The 19,649-nt window shown below is 47.3% G+C and carries 16 protein-coding genes; 9 read left to right on the forward strand and 7 right to left on the reverse strand.

The window, feature by feature from the left end; all coding sequences use genetic code 11:
• Positions 1–136: 136 nt before the first annotated feature.
• Genes AC3CIC_RS10580 through AC3CIC_RS10615 form a run of 8 tightly spaced genes read left to right on the forward strand, consistent with a single transcriptional unit; the run spans position 137 to position 10,389 of the window.
• Positions 137–406, forward strand: a complete 270-nt coding sequence (locus AC3CIC_RS10580; RefSeq protein WP_488514573.1) for an acyl carrier protein — start codon at positions 137–139, stop codon at positions 404–406.
• A gap of 2 nt (positions 407–408) precedes the next feature.
• Positions 409–1,299: a hypothetical protein gene (locus tag AC3CIC_RS10585; protein WP_488514574.1), complete on the forward strand. Its 891-nt coding sequence runs from the start codon at positions 409–411 to the stop codon at positions 1,297–1,299.
• Positions 1,299–1,943, forward strand: coding sequence for a hypothetical protein (locus AC3CIC_RS10590; RefSeq protein WP_488514575.1), 645 nt, complete (start codon positions 1,299–1,301; stop codon positions 1,941–1,943). Before AC3CIC_RS10585 ends, AC3CIC_RS10590 begins: the two co-directional genes overlap by 1 nt.
• A complete protein-coding gene (locus tag AC3CIC_RS10595) occupies positions 1,940–3,052 on the forward strand; it encodes an acyl-CoA dehydrogenase family protein (RefSeq protein WP_488515904.1) in 1,113 nt (370 codons plus the stop codon). Before AC3CIC_RS10590 ends, AC3CIC_RS10595 begins: the two co-directional genes overlap by 4 nt.
• Positions 3,049–4,362: an MATE family efflux transporter gene (locus tag AC3CIC_RS10600; protein WP_488514576.1), complete on the forward strand. Its 1,314-nt coding sequence runs from the start codon at positions 3,049–3,051 to the stop codon at positions 4,360–4,362. Before AC3CIC_RS10595 ends, AC3CIC_RS10600 begins: the two co-directional genes overlap by 4 nt.
• Before the next feature lie 14 nt (positions 4,363–4,376).
• Positions 4,377–5,993, forward strand: coding sequence for a class I adenylate-forming enzyme family protein (locus tag AC3CIC_RS10605; protein WP_488514577.1), 1,617 nt, complete (start codon positions 4,377–4,379; stop codon positions 5,991–5,993).
• Positions 5,990–7,138 carry an efflux RND transporter periplasmic adaptor subunit gene (locus AC3CIC_RS10610; RefSeq protein WP_488514578.1) on the forward strand — a complete coding sequence of 383 codons (1,149 nt, stop codon included), beginning with the start codon at positions 5,990–5,992 and terminating at the stop codon, positions 7,136–7,138. The genes AC3CIC_RS10605 and AC3CIC_RS10610 overlap by 4 nt, the downstream gene beginning before the upstream one ends.
• A complete protein-coding gene (locus tag AC3CIC_RS10615) occupies positions 7,135–10,389 on the forward strand; it encodes an efflux RND transporter permease subunit (RefSeq protein ID WP_488514579.1) in 3,255 nt (1,084 codons plus the stop codon). The genes AC3CIC_RS10610 and AC3CIC_RS10615 overlap by 4 nt, the downstream gene beginning before the upstream one ends.
• Before the next feature lie 240 nt (positions 10,390–10,629).
• Here AC3CIC_RS10615 and AC3CIC_RS10620 read toward each other — a convergent pair whose 3' ends face one another.
• Genes AC3CIC_RS10620 through AC3CIC_RS10630 form a run of 3 tightly spaced genes read right to left on the reverse strand, consistent with a single transcriptional unit; the run spans position 10,630 to position 13,234 of the window.
• Positions 10,630–11,478 (reverse strand): DUF7281 domain-containing protein, encoded by an 849-nt coding sequence (locus AC3CIC_RS10620; RefSeq protein WP_488514580.1) that lies wholly within the window; start codon positions 11,476–11,478, stop codon positions 10,630–10,632.
• Positions 11,478–12,776: a hypothetical protein gene (locus AC3CIC_RS10625; protein WP_488514581.1), complete on the reverse strand. Its 1,299-nt coding sequence runs from the start codon at positions 12,774–12,776 to the stop codon at positions 11,478–11,480. The genes AC3CIC_RS10620 and AC3CIC_RS10625 overlap by 1 nt, the downstream gene beginning before the upstream one ends.
• Positions 12,773–13,234 carry a hypothetical protein gene (locus tag AC3CIC_RS10630; protein WP_488514582.1) on the reverse strand — a complete coding sequence of 154 codons (462 nt, stop codon included), beginning with the start codon at positions 13,232–13,234 and terminating at the stop codon, positions 12,773–12,775. Before AC3CIC_RS10630 ends, AC3CIC_RS10625 begins: the two co-directional genes overlap by 4 nt.
• A gap of 201 nt (positions 13,235–13,435) precedes the next feature.
• Between AC3CIC_RS10630 and AC3CIC_RS10635 the strand changes: the two genes are divergently transcribed.
• A protein-coding gene (locus tag AC3CIC_RS10635; RefSeq protein ID WP_488514316.1) for an IS3 family transposase occupies positions 13,436–14,598 on the forward strand; the annotation gives its coding sequence in 2 pieces (ribosomal slippage) (positions 13,436–13,691 and positions 13,691–14,598; 1,164 coding nt in all).
• A gap of 1,066 nt (positions 14,599–15,664) precedes the next feature.
• Here the strand turns inward: AC3CIC_RS10635 and tnpC are convergent.
• From tnpC to AC3CIC_RS10655, 4 genes are all read right to left on the reverse strand, one after another.
• The gene (gene tnpC / locus AC3CIC_RS10640; RefSeq protein ID WP_488514319.1) at positions 15,665–17,167 is read right to left on the reverse strand and encodes an IS66 family transposase; all 1,503 of its coding nucleotides are present in this window, start codon (positions 17,165–17,167) and stop codon (positions 15,665–15,667) included.
• An 87-nt stretch (positions 17,168–17,254) separates the two neighbouring features.
• A complete protein-coding gene (gene tnpB / locus AC3CIC_RS10645; protein ID WP_407330989.1) occupies positions 17,255–17,599 on the reverse strand; it encodes an IS66 family insertion sequence element accessory protein TnpB in 345 nt (114 codons plus the stop codon).
• The gene (tnpA, locus tag AC3CIC_RS10650; protein ID WP_407330990.1) at positions 17,596–17,895 is read right to left on the reverse strand and encodes an IS66 family insertion sequence element accessory protein TnpA; all 300 of its coding nucleotides are present in this window, start codon (positions 17,893–17,895) and stop codon (positions 17,596–17,598) included. The genes tnpB and tnpA overlap by 4 nt, the downstream gene beginning before the upstream one ends.
• 41 nt (positions 17,896–17,936) lie before the next feature.
• Positions 17,937–19,442, reverse strand: a complete 1,506-nt coding sequence (locus tag AC3CIC_RS10655) for a hypothetical protein (protein WP_488514583.1) — start codon at positions 19,440–19,442, stop codon at positions 17,937–17,939.
• Between the last annotated feature and the right edge of the window lie 207 nt (positions 19,443–19,649).

Consider the following 19,649-nt stretch of genomic DNA (forward strand, 5'->3'; position numbering starts at 1 on the left):
ATACCTCTTCCACTCTGTCCTTGAAAAAACGCACTGTTAAAAGTGTCAGGTTATCAAATCTCCGTCTCAGGCTTAGTTTGTATTCATGGATTTCTAGCAACATACAAACAACCTAACCGAGTAAATGGAGTTAATTATGCAAAGAGAAACTGCGTATCAAAATATGGTGGCCATTCTGAAATCAACCATCACGATTCCGGAAGATGTTGAACTTGCTGAGAACACCAGCCTACGTGATGACTTAGGGATGGATTCATTAGGCTCTCTTACGTTCTTGATGGAGCTTGAAGAATCTATTGATGGGTTTTCGATTAATCCTGAAAGTTTGGAGGAACGCCATTTCAGCTCAATTGGCGCCATGGTCGATTACATTGTTGAAAATGTAGAACTCGCACCGGCTGCTTAATTATGTACATTAATTATTGCCAATATTTCCCACTGAAAGAAAGGAGCCTTCGACAGGAACCTCGGGAGCGGTATACCACCTACTTTAAGGATTTATACCGTATTTCCGACAAGAACCTGTCGCAAGAAACCTTTTTGGCGGGTGACCAATACAGCTATACCAACATTATTGATACGGTGCTAGACGGCGACTTACCTTTCGCGGCTTACCAAGATATCTCCGATGTGGCCTTTAGTTATTGGACACCCGAGTGGGACCCAGAGTACTCGGCATTTGCGACTTACTTCCTTTGGAAACGCGACCTAGACGCCGAGATCATTGATGTGTGCGATGTGGGGTCAATCGCTACCACGACGGCGCTACACATTCTTTTCAACACCGACAGTTTGCAAGACGCTCGCACCAAGATCTTGGTGGGTATGGAGCAAAACTCTGTGCCTCGCTACCTGCCAGACAACAACATCATGCCTGCTGGGTCGAGCGGTTCAGCCATGTTTGTCAGCCAAGCCAACCGCGACGGTGCTCTGTTCAAACTTGAAGACTCCGTATTTTTGAATGAAAACAAAATCTATACGTCCCACTTTGCGCTGAGCGGGGAAATAACAGCCCTGCTCGAAAAGCACAAACTCGGCGCGGGAGATTGCACCCTTTTCCTTCAGCGAAATACGGCCGCCTTTAAGCAGTTGGATTATTTATCTGACAAAGGCGAGATCCCGCCAGCATTACTCACGAACGCACACTTCTTACCTCCGGAGTATTCGGTTAATTCCCTACCCAAGCTCTTAGCAGAGTATCAGCAACACCCCGATTCATTTCGCAGCAGTATTTGGGTTTTCATTGATGAAGATGCCGAATCGCTAAATACAACCATCAGCTTGTTGAGGCCGTTGTAATGTATCGTCTCGATTTTGAAAATAATTGCAGCATCATTGATGATCTGCAACAAGAGCAAATAACAGGAAGCTTGATCTCTGTTTTTCATGGTGCCGATGGCAGCATGGTGATGATAGATCGCCAAGCCAACGCGCACGGCCCTGCCGTGAGCCTAGATCTTGTTGAGGCTGAAAACCTCATCGCCCTGCCTCATACCTATTTGGTGAAAGTGTCATCGCGTATTGGCAACACCTTGCCTACTTTGCCGGTGAACCAAGAGGCGTTTACCCACGAAACCGACCCCAAGCAAGGCGACGTTTGGGCAGATTTTGTCACCCAATCTTTGAGCCAATTTCACACTGAAATGTCGGTGTTCTTTCGCCATGTTGTGTCACGACTGAAAACAAAGAAAGTCGGCGATAACACCTTACTCGATATCGAAAATGTTGCCCTTTCCGTTACCGACTATCACCGTTTTTTGTTCCAAGTTGAATTGTCGTCTAAGACGCTGCCAGACACCTTAGCGCCGCTGACTGAGCGCGTACTGCTGGCAGCCAATATCCTTTCCAACTTACAAGGCGGCATTTCCATTCTTGCCGGAGGCGGTGTTGAACATCACCTGCAATATGCCCTTTTATTGAACGATTTGGAGCAATGGCGATGATTAGCTTAGACAGATATTCCGCGACCTACGGCGAGCTGTATGGCGAGCATATTGAGTGGCTGCGTGAAATCGCGACGGCGGTTGATAGCTACCAAGACATTCACAGCAACACGGATTTTCGCAACGCGCAACTGGATGCGCTGCTGCTGAGCAGCTTTTCCATGACCACGGAACAACGTGTCCGCATGTTTGAGCAGCTTTCTTACGGCGACCCCGGCGCTTTGTTGTTCTCTCCTGGCCCAAGTTTGTCTGGGGTGATCTTAAATGAAGCCGGATCGGAAGAACAAAAAGCACAGTTTTACGATTACCTGAAAGCGCACAACTGCCGCACTTTTTTTGCGGTGACTGAACCTAACAAAGGCAGTGATGCCGGACGATTGGAATCGCGCTATACCAATGGAACATTGAGTGGCGAAAAGTGGCTGATTGGCAACGGGACACGCGGCGACATGGGCGTGGTGCTGTTCAAAACAGGCGCTAGCCCGCTCGCGACCCGCGCTGCATTGCTCACCAAGGAGATGATTGACTCGCCACAGATAGAACGCCGTTTATTAAAGCAATACTGTTTGCGTGGCGCGCGTTTGTCTTATTTGAAATTTGATTCACTGCCAATTCCACAAGAGCAATTGCTGGGGGAGCACCTTCACCCTTGCGAGCGCGGTTTGTTTTCCATGATCCGCACCTTCAACAAAATGCGCCCTTGTGTGGTGGGTTTAAGTATTGGCTATGCACAAGCGGCGGTTGACCTCTTGCTGGAACACGGCAAAGAGGCAGGTATTCCGCAAGATACATGTCGTTACTTCAACACCATTCTCGCCACCATTCGAGAGGTGAATCTGGTGGCAGCGAAAACCGCGGATAAAGAGCCTGACAACATGGCGTATTCCTCGCTGGCGAAAATCGAACTGGATGATTTGGTGAAACAGATCCGTCCGTTCTTATTCCAGCACGTCAACAAGCTGCAATCTGACCACTTCACCCACGTTCGTAAGTTTATGCGTGATAGCTACGGCTTCGATTTTATGGAAGGCACGCACGTTATCCAAAAGCATAACTTGGCCAACATCCTGAAGCGGAATGATTACGTGAGCCCTTGGAGCGGACAATGAGACATATCGCATCGACACTTTCTATCTTCGCCTCTTCGTCGTCGACGTTTGTCACGCAGTTGTTGGCAGTGTGGATCATCAGCCAAGAAGACCAGCGGGCACTTCTGATCCTTACGGTGTTCATGCCGTTTGGCTTCACGCTGTCTGCATTGTCTGATGCGTTACGAGCAGGTGCACTGCCTATCGTATCGAGTCATGACGATGCAAAATCGCCCGAGGTTCACAGCGCCATTATCACTTTGTTGGGTATGGCGCTGGTGCTGTTTGGTGGGTTAGGCGCGATGGTGTGGGGGCTAATGCCCCTGCTCCAGTCTTATTTTCATCTGCCAATCGTCGCGTATCTCGATTTCTCGGACTTGCTGCTGGCCATGACGTTGGTGTTTTTGCCCATCACTGTTTCTTCGGTTTTAACAACTTGCCTGTTTGCGAAAGAGAAAAACGCGCTGGCCACCAGCATTGTGGTGGTCGCCAATGTTCTGCAACTGAGCCTGATTTTCGTGTTTGCCAAGCAAGGTCACGGCGTGATGGCAATGCCTTATGCTGCAGCCTCTTCAACATTGGTTGCCATCACGATGGGTCTGACGTTATCGCCGACGTTACGCCAAATCATCGCCCCTCGCGCATTGGCCTACTTCTCTGCCATGCAAGCGCAATGCAAACAGTTGCTATCCATTATTTTCCCCATATTTTCCAGCTACTTGTTACTCATTGCATGGTTGTTTTACATCACCTATGTCTTGTTGCAATACAGCGATGCGGCAGCGTCTGCCTTCCCACTTTACGCGCGGATTCAGAATCTGATCATCATGCTGTCCATTGCGGTTGGGGTAAGCCAAGCCATTCGTTTCAATAAACATTCGGCAGATTACGACTACAGCATGCTCAAAAACAGCGTGACCCAGTTTGTGGTTCAATCGGCGCTGTATCAAATCCCTGTGCTGTTGGCCGTGTTTATCTTCAGCGAAAACATTGCTCTTTGGCTGGTCAATGAGCCGTCCATTGCAGCGGAATGTGCGCAATACCTTCGCATTATTTCCCCAGCGCTATTGGTGCTCTCTACTTATGTCGGCATGACGGTGTATATGGAACAAACCTTCCGTTCTCGTCGCGCGTTTATCTACAACTTTCTCTACCTCGGCGGTGAAGTCGCACTGATTGAGATTGTCCGCCCTTATTGCACCACCAGCATTGAGCTTTACACCTTACTTGCCGTGGCGTTTTTCGCCTCTGCCATTTTCATCGTGTTTGAAATTGGCCGTTCTCGCTACGAATACCACCTGATGCAGAAAATGCAGTCTGTGACGCTATGAAGGAATATGACCCTATGAAAACGACACTTTACGATCAGTTACTACACATTCAACAGCGGTACCCAACCAAAGTATGTCTGCGCGACGCGAAGAACGATTGGACGTTCACCGACTTGCTGGATAAAGCCAATAGCCATGCCGATGCTCTGGCGCGTGAAGGGCTCGGTCTTGGTGATCGCTTGCTTTACATCGCAGGTCGCGGCATGAATACGTTGCCGCTACTTCTGGCGGCGAATAAGCTCGGTGTGCTGTTTTCCACCATTGATGCCCGCGCTGATCTGGCTAAAAATCAAGCCATTATCGATCAGTATGAAGCCGATGTGTTGTTGATTGCCCCTGAACATGCAAGCAAAGCCCTGTATCAATTGAGCTACTACCGGGAGTTAAACGCCCATGCCCAAGATGGTTATGCATTAGACGCGCCTTGCTGGCTTCGCAATGACCGCGCAACCGGCGTGTGTGATACCGCGGTGTCGGCACAGCAGCGCAGTCGCAAACCCGTCGCTAGCGATCTAGGTTTGGTGTTCTTCACCTCAGGTTCAACAGGCCGTTCAAAAGGTGTGGCGCTGAGTCATTCAAATGTGCTGTTCGCAGCCCAATCCATCATCGAATATTTGGAAATCAGTGCCGACGATGTGATTTACAACGCCCTACCCCTGAATTTCGATTACGGCTTTTATCAAATCTTGTTCCCACTGTTCACGGGCTGCCAAACCTTCTTAACCAACTCTTTTATGATCCCGCAGAAGAACTTGATGGAAGTGCAGAAAATCAATGCGACCCATTTCCCTATTGTGCCGTCAATGGCGCGCTTGATTAAGCAATTTGGTGCGGCTAAATCACTGGATTCTGTCACTACCATTACGAACACGGGAGAGGCTATCCACGGCGGTGAAGTGGCTTACATGCAAAGCGTTTTCCCCAACTGTCGCTTCTTTTCTATGTACGGTTTGACCGAGTGCAAACGCACCACATGGCTACACCCAGACGAGTACGCCAAAAAGCCAGAAAGCGTTGGCATCGCGATTCCTGGCACGCGCATTGAGATCCTGGATGAAAACAACCAACCCGTTCCTGCAGGCACAGAAGGGCAAGTTGTGGTGTCTGGCCCGCATGTAATGACCGAATACTTAGATAACCCAGAGGCCACTCGCAAGGCGCTTTTCTTCGATGAAAACGATTGCCAGAAGAAGCTTGCAACCGGGGATTTTGGCTGCATGGACAGCGAAGGCTATCTCTACCTCAGCGGTCGCAAAGATGAAGTGTTCAAAATTGATGGCTTGAAGTATTCCTGCAAAGAGCATGAGCAGTGGTTGAAATCTCAACCTGAAATTCGCGATGCCTGCATTTTGGTGAACCCAGACACCATGGTAATCACCGCCTTCATTGTGGAAGAAATTGGCGAAAGCGTATCAGACAAAGTGATTCGCGAGCGCTTACTCAAGCGTTCTGCTCTCTCTTCTCATCTGCCTAAGCATGTTGCGCGTTTGATGGACATTCCAATCAATGACAACGGCAAGCATAACAAGCCACGCCTGAAAGAAGCGTTATTGAACGATGACCTTACCCAATGGCAATCACGTGAGCCGCTTTCTCATGTTCAACCAAGACAGTTAGCAGAGACATTATGAACAATAAACTCGCTCTTCTTATCCCAGTTTTCACGGTGGCACTCGGTGCTTCGCTTTTCACCTTCGCAGGCGTAAAGAAAACAACGTCGGATACAGATATTCCTGCGGGCCTTCAGATGAAAACGGTTGAAAGCCAGCTCGTGCGGACAGAACGTCGCAATAAGGTTTATCAGTCTGCTTGCATGATTGCACCACAGAACATCTACCACCTTGCACCTAAAGTGGAGGGTGAAGTGGTATACGTTCGCAAAGGCGGTCATCAAGTGAAGAAGGGCGAGTTATTGCTCGAAATTGAAAACGAATCGGTGCGGTATCACTATCAAGTGGCGCAAAACAACTTGCGTTTGAATGAGCTGAATTTACAACGATACCGCTCGCTACGGGTGAAAAATGCCAAGCAGGAAGTCGACGAGCTGCAATTGAAAGTCGATAACTTGCGCGCGGAAGTGGCGTATCAACGTGCGTTATTTGAATCGTTCAAATTCTACGCGCCTGAAGATGGCGTATTCGAAACCCCGACTGTGAAGCAGTATGACCGCGTGAATCCTGGCGTGTCGGTACTCACGTTTTATGGCAACCAAACCTTTGAGTTCACGTCGAAAATTCCGCTCCACATTTTCTCTTCCATTGCGTTGAATGATGAAATCGCGCTGCGCTCTGTCGATAACGGCGATGTGATTGCCACAGCGCAGTACAGCCATCACGAACCCGAAGATAACGGTGAATTCGTGAGCCTTTACGGCTCGCTCAGCCCTGACGATGTGATGATGGAGAGCACAGGCCAACCCGCCAATTTGGTAAACCATTCACTGTTCGAACGCTGTACGGCCACTTTGCCGCTTCAACGCGCAGACCAAGGCATTTTCCTTGAAAACAAGTCGGTGCATTTGGATTACAAAGGGTTTTATGTGTTCAAACTCGATGGTCGACGCGTGAAGAAAAATTATGTTCAGGTCAGTTGGTATGACGATGGTGTGTTGGAGCTTGAAAGCGGCGTGAAACCGGGCGACTACATTGTGACCGCAGGTTCATTCAAGCTGCTGGACAATGAACTGGTTCGCGTGAAAAAGCCCCGCCCTGACAATACCCTGCCTGCTGAGCCTGAGTCTGACACCGCGCAACAATTAGTGGGAATGGTACGATGAAAAGCACAGTCACCGCGCCATCATTGCTTGGTCGCTACTTCGAATCACGCATGGGCTACATTATTTTGATGTTGCTCATTACTCTGTGTGGGCTGGCGGCACTCAAGTTCGTCACGCTCACTTCATTCCCCTATTCTCGCAGCAGTACTATTTTTGTTTCCGCCCAATTTTACGATAAGTCAGCTAAGTACATTGCGACCCACGTAGCGAGCTATATTGAGGATATTTTTGCGGAGCAAGATGGATTGGAATATACCCGTCTGACGGTGAGTAATAACTCACTTCGCGTCACCGGTAAGTTCGACAAAAGCGTGGACATTGACGCGGTAGCTCGCGATATCAGTAACCAACTGACAAATCGCCCTATGGTGCAAAATAACCTTGATGAACTGACCTCGGGGTTAGACAAAGGCGATTTCGCGCCGGACTTGGGATACGTATTCACCTCTAACGCGCGCTCAGATTCTCTGGTCAGCCGATTGCTGGAAAGTGAAGTGACGCCGATACTGCGCAGTTTAGCCGGCATTCAATCGGTGGCGCTTTATGGCCCAAGCGATGCCATTTATATCGATGTCGATCAAGACCGTTTGAACGCCGCCGGGCTTGCGCTCAACCAGGTCTATGACACGGTGCAATCGGCCTTTTCGCAGCCTGCCAGCTACCTTGTCGACGGTGACAATTACGAGATCTATCATCACAAATCCATGGATAACGGCATTCAAAAAATGGCAACCTTGCGCCTTGAAAATAACGGTACGCAAGGGGTTCACAGCTTATCTGATATCGCGACGTTTCGTGTTGCCAACGAATACTCTCGCGTGAAAGCCAAGTTCAATGACAAAGACGGCGTGGTGATGCTAGCGACCTTCGACGGACGGGCTAACCCACTGTCGGTCTCGACCGACGTGAAAGCGATGATCGCTGATTTCTTAGTTGCAGAACCCGATATTCAGGCGCAGGAAATCATGGACAGCACTGTGATGCTGTATGGCTCGATCAAAGAAACGCTGATGTCGATCATGCTCTCCATCGCCGTGACATGTTTGATTGTGTATTTCACCACACGTTCTTTTGCCTCAGCTTTTGCGATTTCGCTTTCTATCCCCCTTTCTTTGCTATTGGCGTTTGCTTTTTATTCTGTGTCTTTAGATTCCATCAACTTGATCACCATTACGGCGTTAATCATTGCGATTGGTTTGGTGGTGGATGACTCCATTGTGGTGACCGATTACTTAAACGGACACACCACATCAGCCCCAAACGGATTGACTCAAAGCGGCAATCAATTGATGCGATTACGCGCTATTTTGATGGTATTGGTGGCGATCACGCTAACGTTGGTGGTGGTGTATTTGCCGTATATTTTCTCAAGTGCAGACTATAGCGTGGTGAGCAAAGAATTTGGCATCGCCATTTCTATCGCCCTCCTGTGCTCTTTGTTTGTCTCTGTGCTTATCACCCCGAAGCTCTTGCCGACGCAACGCAAACACTCGAACGGCTCGGATGCGAACTCGAATATAACGCCTTATCAAAACCCGGCGCTACGTGCCTATCATCAATCGCTGTGCCATTTTGCCCAAAGCAGCGTGATCCGTGCGTTAACGGCGGTTGTCATCATGGGTGTGTTAGTGGTGGGGTTCTTTGCTTGGCAAAACAGCGACAGCGAAGTCGCACCGCCAGAGGACAAACGCCTGTTGTTGGTACTCAGTGAAGTGAGCCCGAACGCGACCTCCGCAGATGTGCAGCAGCAAGCCAGCACCTTAACCCAGCGTATTCTTGCGCTGCCATGGGTCGACTCCACCAATTATGTGACAGGCCTGCCTGACAGCAATATGATCACACATTATGTGCGCCTGAAAGCCCCTGAATTTGCCAATCAAACGTTAGAAGGAAACGAAAACGGAAAAGAAGCGGACACTGTGTGGTGGAAAGCCATCACACAATCCATAAAATATACTGCACAGCAATTTGTTGATAATCCGCAGAAAAACAACCTGTTGGTTAAGCAATCTGAGCGTTTGGCATCGTTACTGGCACAAGAAACCTTAAGCCGTTCTTTTGTGATTTTACCCACCGATATTCCCGGTGCATCAACTTTTCCTATCGACATGGCAATCATGGGCAGCGACACCGAAGAAGTGCTCGGCAACGTGGAGGCGGCTTTGCGAGAAGCACGTGCCACGGGCCTGTTTGAGTTTTTGGTTCACGATGCGAAATACGTGTCGAACCAATTCAATATCGACACGTTAGTGGACACCACCACCTATGGCAGTGCGGAACGCCGTTATTTCGCCTCTCTCATCGCAGCTTTTTCTCAGCCAAATTACATTGGCAAAACGCCACACGCCAATGACAACGTAAAAGTGTACCTCGGCGTTTCAACGTCTGAACCACACATTGAGAACACACAAAATACCACGCTGATTGATGACTACACGCTTTACAATGACGGGACGCGCAAGATCATGAAAAGTGCCGTTCAACATGTTGAGCCTTCCTTTGAGCCATTGAATATAAATAAAACCAATGGGCTACCAAGCGTGCAAATTCGCGGCATTACTCTTTCTGGTGTTAATAAGTACGATGCGATACACGCACTAAAAGACATTCTGATCTCAAAAGGCATTGCGGAACACAACATTACCTTCATTGGTTCGAGCCGATCGATTTCTTCGTCAGTGACTGAACACATGAACATCACCCTGTTTTCGCTGTTGCTCATTTTCTTGTTGCTGACGGTGTTATTTGACTCCATTGTCGCGCCTCTCATCATCGTGCTATCGACCGTACCAGTCACTTACTTCTCGGGTTATATCGCGTTAGATTTATTTGGTCTGTCAGACAATATCTATACTCGCTTGTCGATTCTGACCGCGGTGGGCTTATCGTCCAAACAGGCCGTTATCATGGTTTACGAAGTGATCCGAATTGCTCGCCAATATGCAGATCCTGCCAAGCTCAAAGACGCCATCGTCGAGGGATGCTCGCAGCGTTTCAACGCAGTATTTATGACCTCGTTCTCACTGATCCTTGGCGTGTTGCCTTTGGTGTTTCAGTTCAATTTTGGTGCGGTGGCAAAATACAATATTGCTGTGGTTATCGTGTTTTGCATGACCACCTCTTTCTTCACTGTGCTGTATCTCGTGCCCTTGGTGATGATGAGCTTACCTAAACGGGCATACGACAGATTGCTGGGATATGCCCCAACCCAAGCACCAGGTCGTACCTCGCCTATCGCACAAACAGAGTAAACAGGAAAATAACCACGTTATTTACGCAAAAGACAGAAACGAAAAAGCCCGCTCACTGAGCGGGCTTAATCTAATTTGGCGGAGAGATAGGGATTTGAACCCTGTCACAACCATTATCTTCTACATTAAAATCTTTGAATTCAGCTGGGTATCTTCGCACCAAGAATTGCCGCTGGTACATTTAGCCGTTACATAAGTAACATTAAGTGATGATTATATCCCTGTCAAATGACAACGCAATCAATCAATGGGCTGCGACACAAGGCGAATACCATTGGCAATAATAGCCTCCTGAGTCAACCCCCTGCCTGACTCACTCATTACTTGCTTCAATTCAGGCGGAATTTTATCTGAGGCTCTTTCCCACAACTGGTATTGGCTGTCGAAAAGCTCTGATCTACCATGCCTTGATAATTCTTCTTTTGATATGTCAGGCACAAGCATGGAATTCGCCACTGAAGCGAGAGCAAAAGATACTCCCGACGGATCTGTATCAAACCATGCTACGAGCTCCCTATCAGGAAAATTCAACGCTATTTCTTTTGATATAACGCCACCATCCTTATCTCCTCGATAAACGACAAGAGGGTTTGGGTTAATATCGGATTTTACTTTTCGAAAGTTTCTGAATGCTTCATAGTTCTCAACAATTACTATTTGTTCGTGTTCAATACTTATCAATCTATCTAGTGGTATCTCAATGGTCATACCATTCTCTAGATTGTATTTCTTACCATTTATGTTAGTGGACAATAACCCATAGACCTTGATTACCTTATCTTTAACCGGTGTAGTACTTAATTTCTCGTTTGGGAAATACTTAGCCATGTCCGTTCGAGTGTTTGGTATAGAATCGGTTAAAAAATCGAATCCTGAATGCTCTTTAATTAACTTCCTGACTTGGCGTATATCTTTGGGTGTTAGCTGTAACTTTCCAGCGCTAGTTTTACCGATACCATAGTCTTGGTGAAAGACCTGAAATACACCCGTTAAAACTACGGAGGCCCCATGTTGAATTTTGGCAGGAACGAAGATGTTTTTAAGTCGAGTTAGATCACCACTCGTAATATTATCAATAATTTTACTCACTAATTCCTCGATATAGATACATCTTCTAGGTGAAAGTTGCCATAGCCTATGTTACTGCCCTCAGCATAATAGGTATGTGCTCCAATAGGCTCAATAATAAAGTCTTTACGGTCTTGTGGAAGCATCGAACTATGGAAGTTAAGCACGCTAAATAGCCATACATCTTTAGCGCATGTTAGTCGCTCAAGATCTTCAGGTAGATCATCGTTGATTTGCTCATAGTAATCCAAAGCAGAAACCTTTGTTTTCCCCTTAGCCATAAAAGCTTCAACAAAGAGAGTATCGCAGTGGGAATCAATATCAGCTTCAATCAGCTCTTGTATCTCAACATCGAGTGTAAACTCTCGACGCTCAGCTTCTTCTATAACTGGTAGATCTTCCTGCTCGACGGGTTGTGCCGTGATTTTCTCTACAATGTCGGCCAATTCCGGTTCTTGGTCCATGTCCTCAGGATTTGGGTGATATGTCAACTCAATTGGTTCAGATAGCCAGAATGCAGGTAAACCGTCATGCTTTGCTATTTCATCTGGCAAAATCACTTCTTCACTTGGTGTCCAGTGTGGCTCTTGATCGATGAATCGATCAAAAGCGTTGATAAGGTCTTTATCACGCTCTCGATTACGATATTTCATCATGAGGGCACGAAGTTGATTTAGGATAGAGCCCAATTCTTGCTGGCAGCTACGAATAGCATGGTGCATTTCAACGCAGAACAATGTGTTTAGCTCAGAATTCTCCCCTCCCATGTCGCTTAGCAGCTTAAATGAGAAAGCTTTCATACCAATAACAAGTTTTTCAGCTTGATCGATGGCGACTTGGTTCTCTTTCTGTTTTTGAACAAGTGTATTGCCGTAACCAAATTCATAGCTGATACGGTTGCGTAGACGTCGAGAAGATTCTTGTAGATCCATGGTAATTTCATAGACAACACCCTCAAGGGTGTTGAATCTATCTGCTTCTTGCTCCCTTTTGCCATTGAGTTTGGCTTCTAGATATTCTTGGGCTAGATCTTGTATTTCTGGAATACGCTCCGCGTGCTGGGTTCCAAGGAACGAACTTGCTTCCGTCTCAAGGAAGTAGTTCATCAGTGCTTCCATCTTCGGGTGGACACGGTAGCCGCGGCTTGTAACGATAACAACTCGTGCTTCTTTCAGTTTGCGCAGTTCGTTGGCGTTCTCATGGGTTTCGCGGATCGTGCCGTTCTCAAAGACTTGAGTTAGCGTGTCTCTTGCTTGGCTGACTAAGCGAAGCATATGGCCGACGCCACCATGTTTGCCGTTGCTTTGAGAGCTACTCAAAAGTCGAACTCCGCTTGTTCCTCGTTTGCTTTGTTGACTGTCTCAACAATCTTCTCATGCGTATCGATGAAGTCTAGTATCTCGTAAACAAAGTCTAGCTTACCTGTCATTACATAAAGTTGACGTTCTTTATTTACGAGATGGGCAACCCCCTCCTTAACCAAAAATTCGACTACCACATCGAGTTTTTCGGTAGCAGTCTCACGAACTTTTTTTCGACTAACTTTTGGTAGTCGGTAAATACTATCGAGTTTCTCCATCAAACTTGGAGAGGATTGGATTTGCGCACTAAGTACAGGGACATTTAACTCATCACCGCCAACCATCACCGTTTCCACTTGAGCCGCTTCACTGACTGTTGCAATGAACTTAACAACAGGTCGAATGATACCGTGTACGTTGCTCATCAATGTCGTTACCTGGCGGCGGTTATGCTCATCAATAACCTTGTAAGTCACATAATAAGCACTCGTTCGGCTCGTACACTGAAGTTCTCGCCCCATAAGGGACAAAGCTTGCTTGATCTCACGGACGGTGCGTTCATCTTTAAGCGTCTTATAAGCTTCACGATCGGTTGCTGGGCAAATAAAGTGTAGTGGTTTAATGATCCCGGACACCATTTAAGGTGGTAAAGTCACCACTAAAGAAAGAGGTGTTCCATGACAAGACAACGTCGTTCATTCTCCGCTGAATTTAAACTAGAAGCAGCCTGTTTGGTACTTGACCAAGGGTATTCAATTGCTGAGGCTAGCCGCTCATTAAACGTCGGTGAAACGGGACTCAGACGCTGGGTCACACAACTTGAACAAGAGCGCGGCGGTAGTACGCCAGTTTCCAAAGCCTTAACGCCAGAGCAGCAGAAAATCCAAGAGTTAGAGGCAAGGATCCATCGACTTGAACGAGAAAAATCTATTCTAAAAAAGGCTACTGCTCTCTTGATGTCGGACGAACTCGAACGTACGCGCTGATAGACCAATTGAGAGAGCAAGAACCGGTAGAATTGGTCTGTACTGTGTTCGATATCGCCACGTCGACTTACTATGAGCACTGCCAACGACGCCATGATATTGATGCTGAACGTTTGCATCTTCGTAGCGAGATCAACCGACTGTTTACGCTGAGCAGAAGCTCTGCGGGTAGTCGCACTCTGGTCGGCATGATGTGTGAAATCGGACATAAGATTGGACGATTCAAGGTTCGCCGATTGATGAAAGAGGCACAACTCATCAGCAAGCAACCCGGTTCACATAACTATAAGCAAGCTACGGTTGAACGGCCTGATATTCCCAATCAGCTTGATCGTCAGTTCACTGTCGACGCCCCAAATCAAGTATGGTGCGGCGATATTACCTATATATGGGCGGGTCATCGTTGGTGCTATCTTGCCGTTGTCATTGATCTGTATCGCAGACGGGTTGTCGGTTGGGCCATGTCTGACAGTCCTGATGCGGCATTGGTGACAAAAGCGTTGTCGATGGCGTATGAGCAACGAGGAAAACCAAGTGGCGTGATGTTCCATTCGGATCAAGGCTCCCAATACAGCAGTCGCCAGTTTCGACAACACCTGTGGCGGTATCGGATGACACAAAGCATGAGTCGCCGTGGCAACTGCTGGGACAACGCTCCAATGGAAAGGCTATTTAGAAGTCTAAAATCTGAATGGATACCAGCAACAGGCTATGCATCTTTTGCTGAGGCATCCAAAGATATCAGCCATTACCTGATGAGCTATTACAACTGGAAGAGACCGCATAGTTATAACGGTGGTCTTCCACCTGCGAAAGCTGAAAATCAGCCTAATTTACTGTCCGGAATGAGTTGACCACTAAAATCAGCCTAATTTACTGTCCGGAATGAGTTGACCACTACACACTACATTTAGACTCTCTAAGATAAGAAAAATGAGGCCATTAAGCCGCTCGCCCCTTACTACTGATAGTTTTAACTAAATTAGAAAGGGGCACTTTCGAGCTAGTCATCATGACCACCTCAAAAGTGGACATCTCCAAGTTACGAAGCTTTGAACATTTGAATCATTTTTTCTACTCCAAACAACCTGAATAACTTACAACCCCCTTACCAGTTACGCTATTCCACAATCCTAATTTTGGTCGCCAATATCAGTTTGGAGTAACATCGTAGATTTATAGAAAGCTGCCCTGCTATCACAAAAAACATATCGATAATCGTCACGAGATTCAGCAACAAAGATAACTCGTAAGTTCTCTATTGATCGGACTGTTAACCGACTACGCAACCAACCTGAAAAGTTTGAATCCTTTAACGCTTCAACACCGTAAAACCAGATCCACCTAGGGTATTCATTTTCCTCAATAGATTTATTTAGATCCTCTGACGACCTAAAGTTGTCTTTATACTCATTCAAATCAATGGTCTCTACCGCGATCCCCAAAGATCCATTGATTCGATTGATCTTCAGGATGAACGAATCTGACAGGTTTGCACGAAACACGTGATGCCTGTACATATGCAGGGCCCAAGTACACCTAACATATCGTTCAAGACCTACCTCATAGTCAATGAAGCTAACATCAATATCTTCAAGTCTTTTTGAATGCATAATGGTTCCTTTGACTCAGTCATTGCCGAATGATTAGATTATTGCCGTTATTTGTAGTTATGTTAAGGCAAGAGTTGAGGCTGTCATCCGTGAGGAACCTCGTAGCTAACAAGCTTTGGGGCAAAACGGAGCAAGAAAATATGCACCTGCAAGAATTCGGACATAAAAGAGATAGGGCAACCTATCAGATCTGGTTTCATCGAGGTTAGTAACACGGCATGATCAGTAGGTGTCGCCCATGATGTCTACTGCTCATCAAAGCGATTTATCCCGTTCATCTGTAAGCGGCTAATGAACCGGTGAAGTCCTACTCGATGCCACTGAGATCAACATTCCACGGCATCAGATCCGTCATATCATCGGTAAGCGAACGCGTCGGCAACGCTGTAAACAGATGCCGGAAGTAATAATACGGATTGATGTCATTGGCTCGACACGTCATCACCAGACTGTACAGATTGGCACTGGCTTTCGCTCCACCGACTGAGGTTGAGAACATCCAGTTTTTTCGGCCTGTCGTGAATGGTCGGATATCCCGCTCCGTCACATTATTGTCAATGCTGATGTGGCCATCATCAAGGAAGGTCAGCAGCTTGGACCACTGATTTTGGGCGTAGCTTATCGCTTTACCCAATGCACCTTTGGGCAACACATGCTGACTATCTAGCCACGCTTTAAAATCATTCAGAATGGGCAGACTTTCTTGCACTCTAAGCTGTTGGCGGGCTTCAGCAGACAGTCCTTTCGCTCGCTTTTCAATACCGTAAAGTTTGCCGATGAAGGTCAGGGCTTTCTCCGGTTTCCCTGCTTTCGTTGACGGTGACGCTTTTTGCGCGTCGGTAAATTTACGGCGGACATGCGCCATGCAGGCGGCTTGTGTCACGTCTTTCAGTGTGTCGTAAGCACTATAACCATCTGATAGCAGATAGCCGGTGTAATCACCGAGGAACTCACGCACACAGGTGCCCGCTCGACTCGGATGATAGTCGTAAATCACCACTGGATTGGAGGTAAACTCTCCACTGCGATAGACCCACATGTAGGATTTGGATTGTGCTTGTTTGTCTTCCTCTCTGAGCACTTGCACCGTGGTTTCATCCGCGCAGATGAGTATTTCTTGTAAGAGCTGCGCTTTCATCGTGTCGATGATGACCTGCACTTTGCTGCCAAGCTGCACACACCAGTTGGCCAAGGTGGCGCGGCTGATATCGATGCCGGAGCGGTTGAGGATATCAACCTGACGGTAAAGCGGCAGTGCATCTACGTATTTGGCGGTGACCACGGCAGCGAAGGCCTCCGCACTGCCGAGGCTTTTGGGGATCATGCTCGCTGGCTTCGGTGCGGTGATGACCTTGCTGGTCTCTGCCGTCTGCTCGCACTGACGGCAGGCATATTTGGTGCGCTCATGGCGGATCACACTGACTCGCTGTGGCAGGATTTTCAACGTTTCACTGACTTCTTTGCCGCATTCATGCAAGGGCGCATCACAACAGTCGCAATATGGGGCATTGAGGGTGTGGCTTTGCACCTCACGTTCAAGGTCGGCGGGCAACGGTTTTCGACCCGTCTTACCGCGTTCGGTGGAAGGCTTGGGCAACGCATTCTGTTGCTCGGCTTCGTTGAACGTCCCTTTGGCGACTTTTTCGCTTTGGGAGGCGAAGCGCTTGGATTTACTGAGATTGAGTTGCTCAACCAGTAATTGCACTTGGGTTTTCAGGGCAGCGACTTCCTCCTCTTTGGCCTGCAACAAGGCATCTTTGGCAAGAAGCATGGCTTTAAGTTGTTCAATATCATCGGGAAAGTCGGTCATTGGGCATCATTTTACAGCACTGAATGATGCCCAGTGTGACGTCTAAAACGGATCGTTCAAGCGCAATATGACGATCAGTATCAAGCGTCACACTTCTAGCCCACTGAGGGGGCGATGGGCTTTGTTGTTCTCCAGTGATAACCCAGATAGCAGCCAATAAAGCTGGGGCTTGCTGATGGTAATAACGCCAAGAGGATTGGGATGTGGCCACTTGAAGGTTCCTTTTTCCAATCGACGATAGTAAAGCCAAAAACCGTTGGTATCCCAAAAGAGGATTTTGAGTTTATCTCGTCCCCGATTACAGAAGATAAACCAGGCTTCGCTGAACGGATCCATTTCAAGCTGCTCGGCGACAATCAGCGACAGGCCATCGATAGACTTTCGCATGTCGGTGACACCGGAGACCAGAAAGACCTTGCCAGAGGGGGTCATTGCAAGGCATCCACCCAGTGTTTGATCTGAGCGGCACTCAGTGTTGTTGGTAACTCAGCGCGAATACCATTGGCAAAGGTAATGATCACCGACTCAGCTTGCGTATCTTCATGTTCATTGAAAATGATAGGCTGAAGTGTCTGCGTCGCGTCAGGAGAACGCAATCGCTTAGACCAATAGTAGAAGGTTTGATAACTGATGCCGCTGTCTGCACAGAATTGCTTGATGGATAGCGGGCTTTGTTTTTGTTGCTCAACAACTGCTGCCCAATGGGCGCGTTTTTGCTCTTGGTTCATAGTGCCTCCGATAAAAAAGGCACTATGTCAAAGCACGTGTATTATTGGTATGTGGGGTTTATTAACCGCTTACGTTCATCTCGCCTTTTTTCGGCATGCTTCATCTCCGAGTCCATCAATATCGCGGCACGTTCCTTGAGTGGCTCAGGCAAAGCCAACAGGTGATCCACAGCTTGATTTACGAAGCGTTCAACTTTTTTCTTTAATCCCAAATCACTTGTTCGAAGTACAAAAAATAACGCGGCACAGAACTTTGTCATATGACCAAACACTTCTTCATTAAACGAACGCAGTGTCGCCAGTACCACCTGCTCCTCAGCACGTAATTTCATGACTTCGTCATGAAGAAACTTGTTGCTAAGACTCAATTGACTTCGCTCTTCTTTAAGCGCCGCCAACTCTCCAACAGTGACATGGTATTGATTCTCAACCTCTACAAGACGCACCTTCGCCTGTTTAGTTTTTTGCCATGTCAGCTCTAACTTTGCTTTTTGGTCCAAAATCATTCGATTGTGATAATTGAACTCTCTTTTCCCTTTAGGAAGGCTTGCTTCTTGGTTCATTTTGGTTCTTTGTTTAGATCGCCTTTCGCTCTCAGGAGCCAACTCTGCATTGAGTCCCTTGTGCTGAAACAAATGTTCGTTGAAATAGTCGAACACCATCAGCTGAAACAACTCTCCGACGCTTCGAGTCTGGTCTCTCGTTAAGTTCCCTTCCAGTGGTAAAGGCGCAACGTTCAGACTTTTACTCTTTGAGTAAACATTTACCACGGCACGCTGAGTTTTGAGCAAATCGAAATCACCCGTCATGTCGTTCTGTCCGCTTAGAAAGTAGTGGGTATGTGCGCCTGTGTCTTCATCTGCGCCCCGTTCATCATCATGTCCAATGACCGCCTCTATTGAATAGTTTGGGAAATAAAGTTCTAGGAAGCTAACGGTGGCTTGTATATATTCCTCAAGCGATATCTGATTGTTCCCTACCTCCCATTTGTGCGGCACCTTAAAAATCCCTTCTTGCACGTGTGTCAGGTTTCGATTTGGCGTTGACTCTGACATCGCGATGAAGAAATCCAGATAAGTTTCCAACATTTTTACCCGTTGCTTTTTTCGCGACATGGGAAGTTGCTCAAACTGCGGCATCACTGATTTGTGCCGTACGGCTTGCTTTAGGCTGAGTATTTCTTCTAAAAATACGGCTGCTTCTTCATTCCCTAATTGGCGCTCAGATTCAATCGCTGTTTTCAATTTCTTGCGATACTGTCTCAAGCGAGTTTGCGTCTTTGTATGATTTTGAACACATGGCTCGGGTACAATGCCGTGGAGAACCTCTTGTTTAATGCTGTCATCAATCTTGTCTAATTGTTTAAGTCTTCCGTGACGCCAGAGCAAATTGCATCCCGAAAGCTCAGAGTTCCACTCAAATTGTTTCGTTGTACTTAGCTCATTGGTCAGTCGCAATGAATGCCTTAACGACTGCTTGCATCGCACTCTATCTTTTTGGTTTGCTGTGTAATTAAAACGACGATGAAAAAATCGGATGGTCTTCATTCTCGACCTCTCTGAGGTCGAGTCAGAGAGTCAAGAGAGACTTCTCTTGCCCGCAGCTTGCGTGCATCTTTTGCGAAGCAAAAGTGTGACGCAAGCGCAGCGGGTTGCGTCACCGTCACATTTTGCCAATGCACGGTTTGGAGGTCGTCACCTACGGTCAACGAATGCATTAAGCTTCCTCCAACATCGTCTGAAGCAGTGCGATGA

Source organism: Enterovibrio sp. QJM3NY_24 (assembly GCF_057786035.1).

What these genes read in the sequence shown, in the direction of transcription:
- AC3CIC_RS10655 (WP_488514583.1), bottom strand. Translation starts at nt 19,442, where the DNA reads ATGAAGACCATCCGATTTTTTCATCGTCGTTTTAATTACACAGCAAAC.
- AC3CIC_RS10605 (WP_488514577.1), top strand. Translation starts at nt 4,377, where the DNA reads ATGAAAACGACACTTTACGATCAGTTACTACACATTCAACAGCGGTAC.
- AC3CIC_RS10615 (WP_488514579.1), top strand. Translation starts at nt 7,135, where the DNA reads ATGAAAAGCACAGTCACCGCGCCATCATTGCTTGGTCGCTACTTCGAA.
- tnpA (WP_407330990.1), bottom strand. Translation starts at nt 17,895, where the DNA reads ATGAACCAAGAGCAAAAACGCGCCCATTGGGCAGCAGTTGTTGAGCAA.
- AC3CIC_RS10580 (WP_488514573.1), top strand. Translation starts at nt 137, where the DNA reads ATGCAAAGAGAAACTGCGTATCAAAATATGGTGGCCATTCTGAAATCA.
- AC3CIC_RS10600 (WP_488514576.1), top strand. Translation starts at nt 3,049, where the DNA reads ATGAGACATATCGCATCGACACTTTCTATCTTCGCCTCTTCGTCGTCG.
- AC3CIC_RS10595 (WP_488515904.1), top strand. Translation starts at nt 1,940, where the DNA reads ATGATTAGCTTAGACAGATATTCCGCGACCTACGGCGAGCTGTATGGC.
- AC3CIC_RS10590 (WP_488514575.1), top strand. Translation starts at nt 1,299, where the DNA reads ATGTATCGTCTCGATTTTGAAAATAATTGCAGCATCATTGATGATCTG.
- AC3CIC_RS10610 (WP_488514578.1), top strand. Translation starts at nt 5,990, where the DNA reads ATGAACAATAAACTCGCTCTTCTTATCCCAGTTTTCACGGTGGCACTC.
- tnpC (WP_488514319.1), bottom strand. Translation starts at nt 17,167, where the DNA reads ATGACCGACTTTCCCGATGATATTGAACAACTTAAAGCCATGCTTCTT.
- tnpB (WP_407330989.1), bottom strand. Translation starts at nt 17,599, where the DNA reads ATGACCCCCTCTGGCAAGGTCTTTCTGGTCTCCGGTGTCACCGACATG.
- AC3CIC_RS10585 (WP_488514574.1), top strand. Translation starts at nt 409, where the DNA reads ATGTACATTAATTATTGCCAATATTTCCCACTGAAAGAAAGGAGCCTT.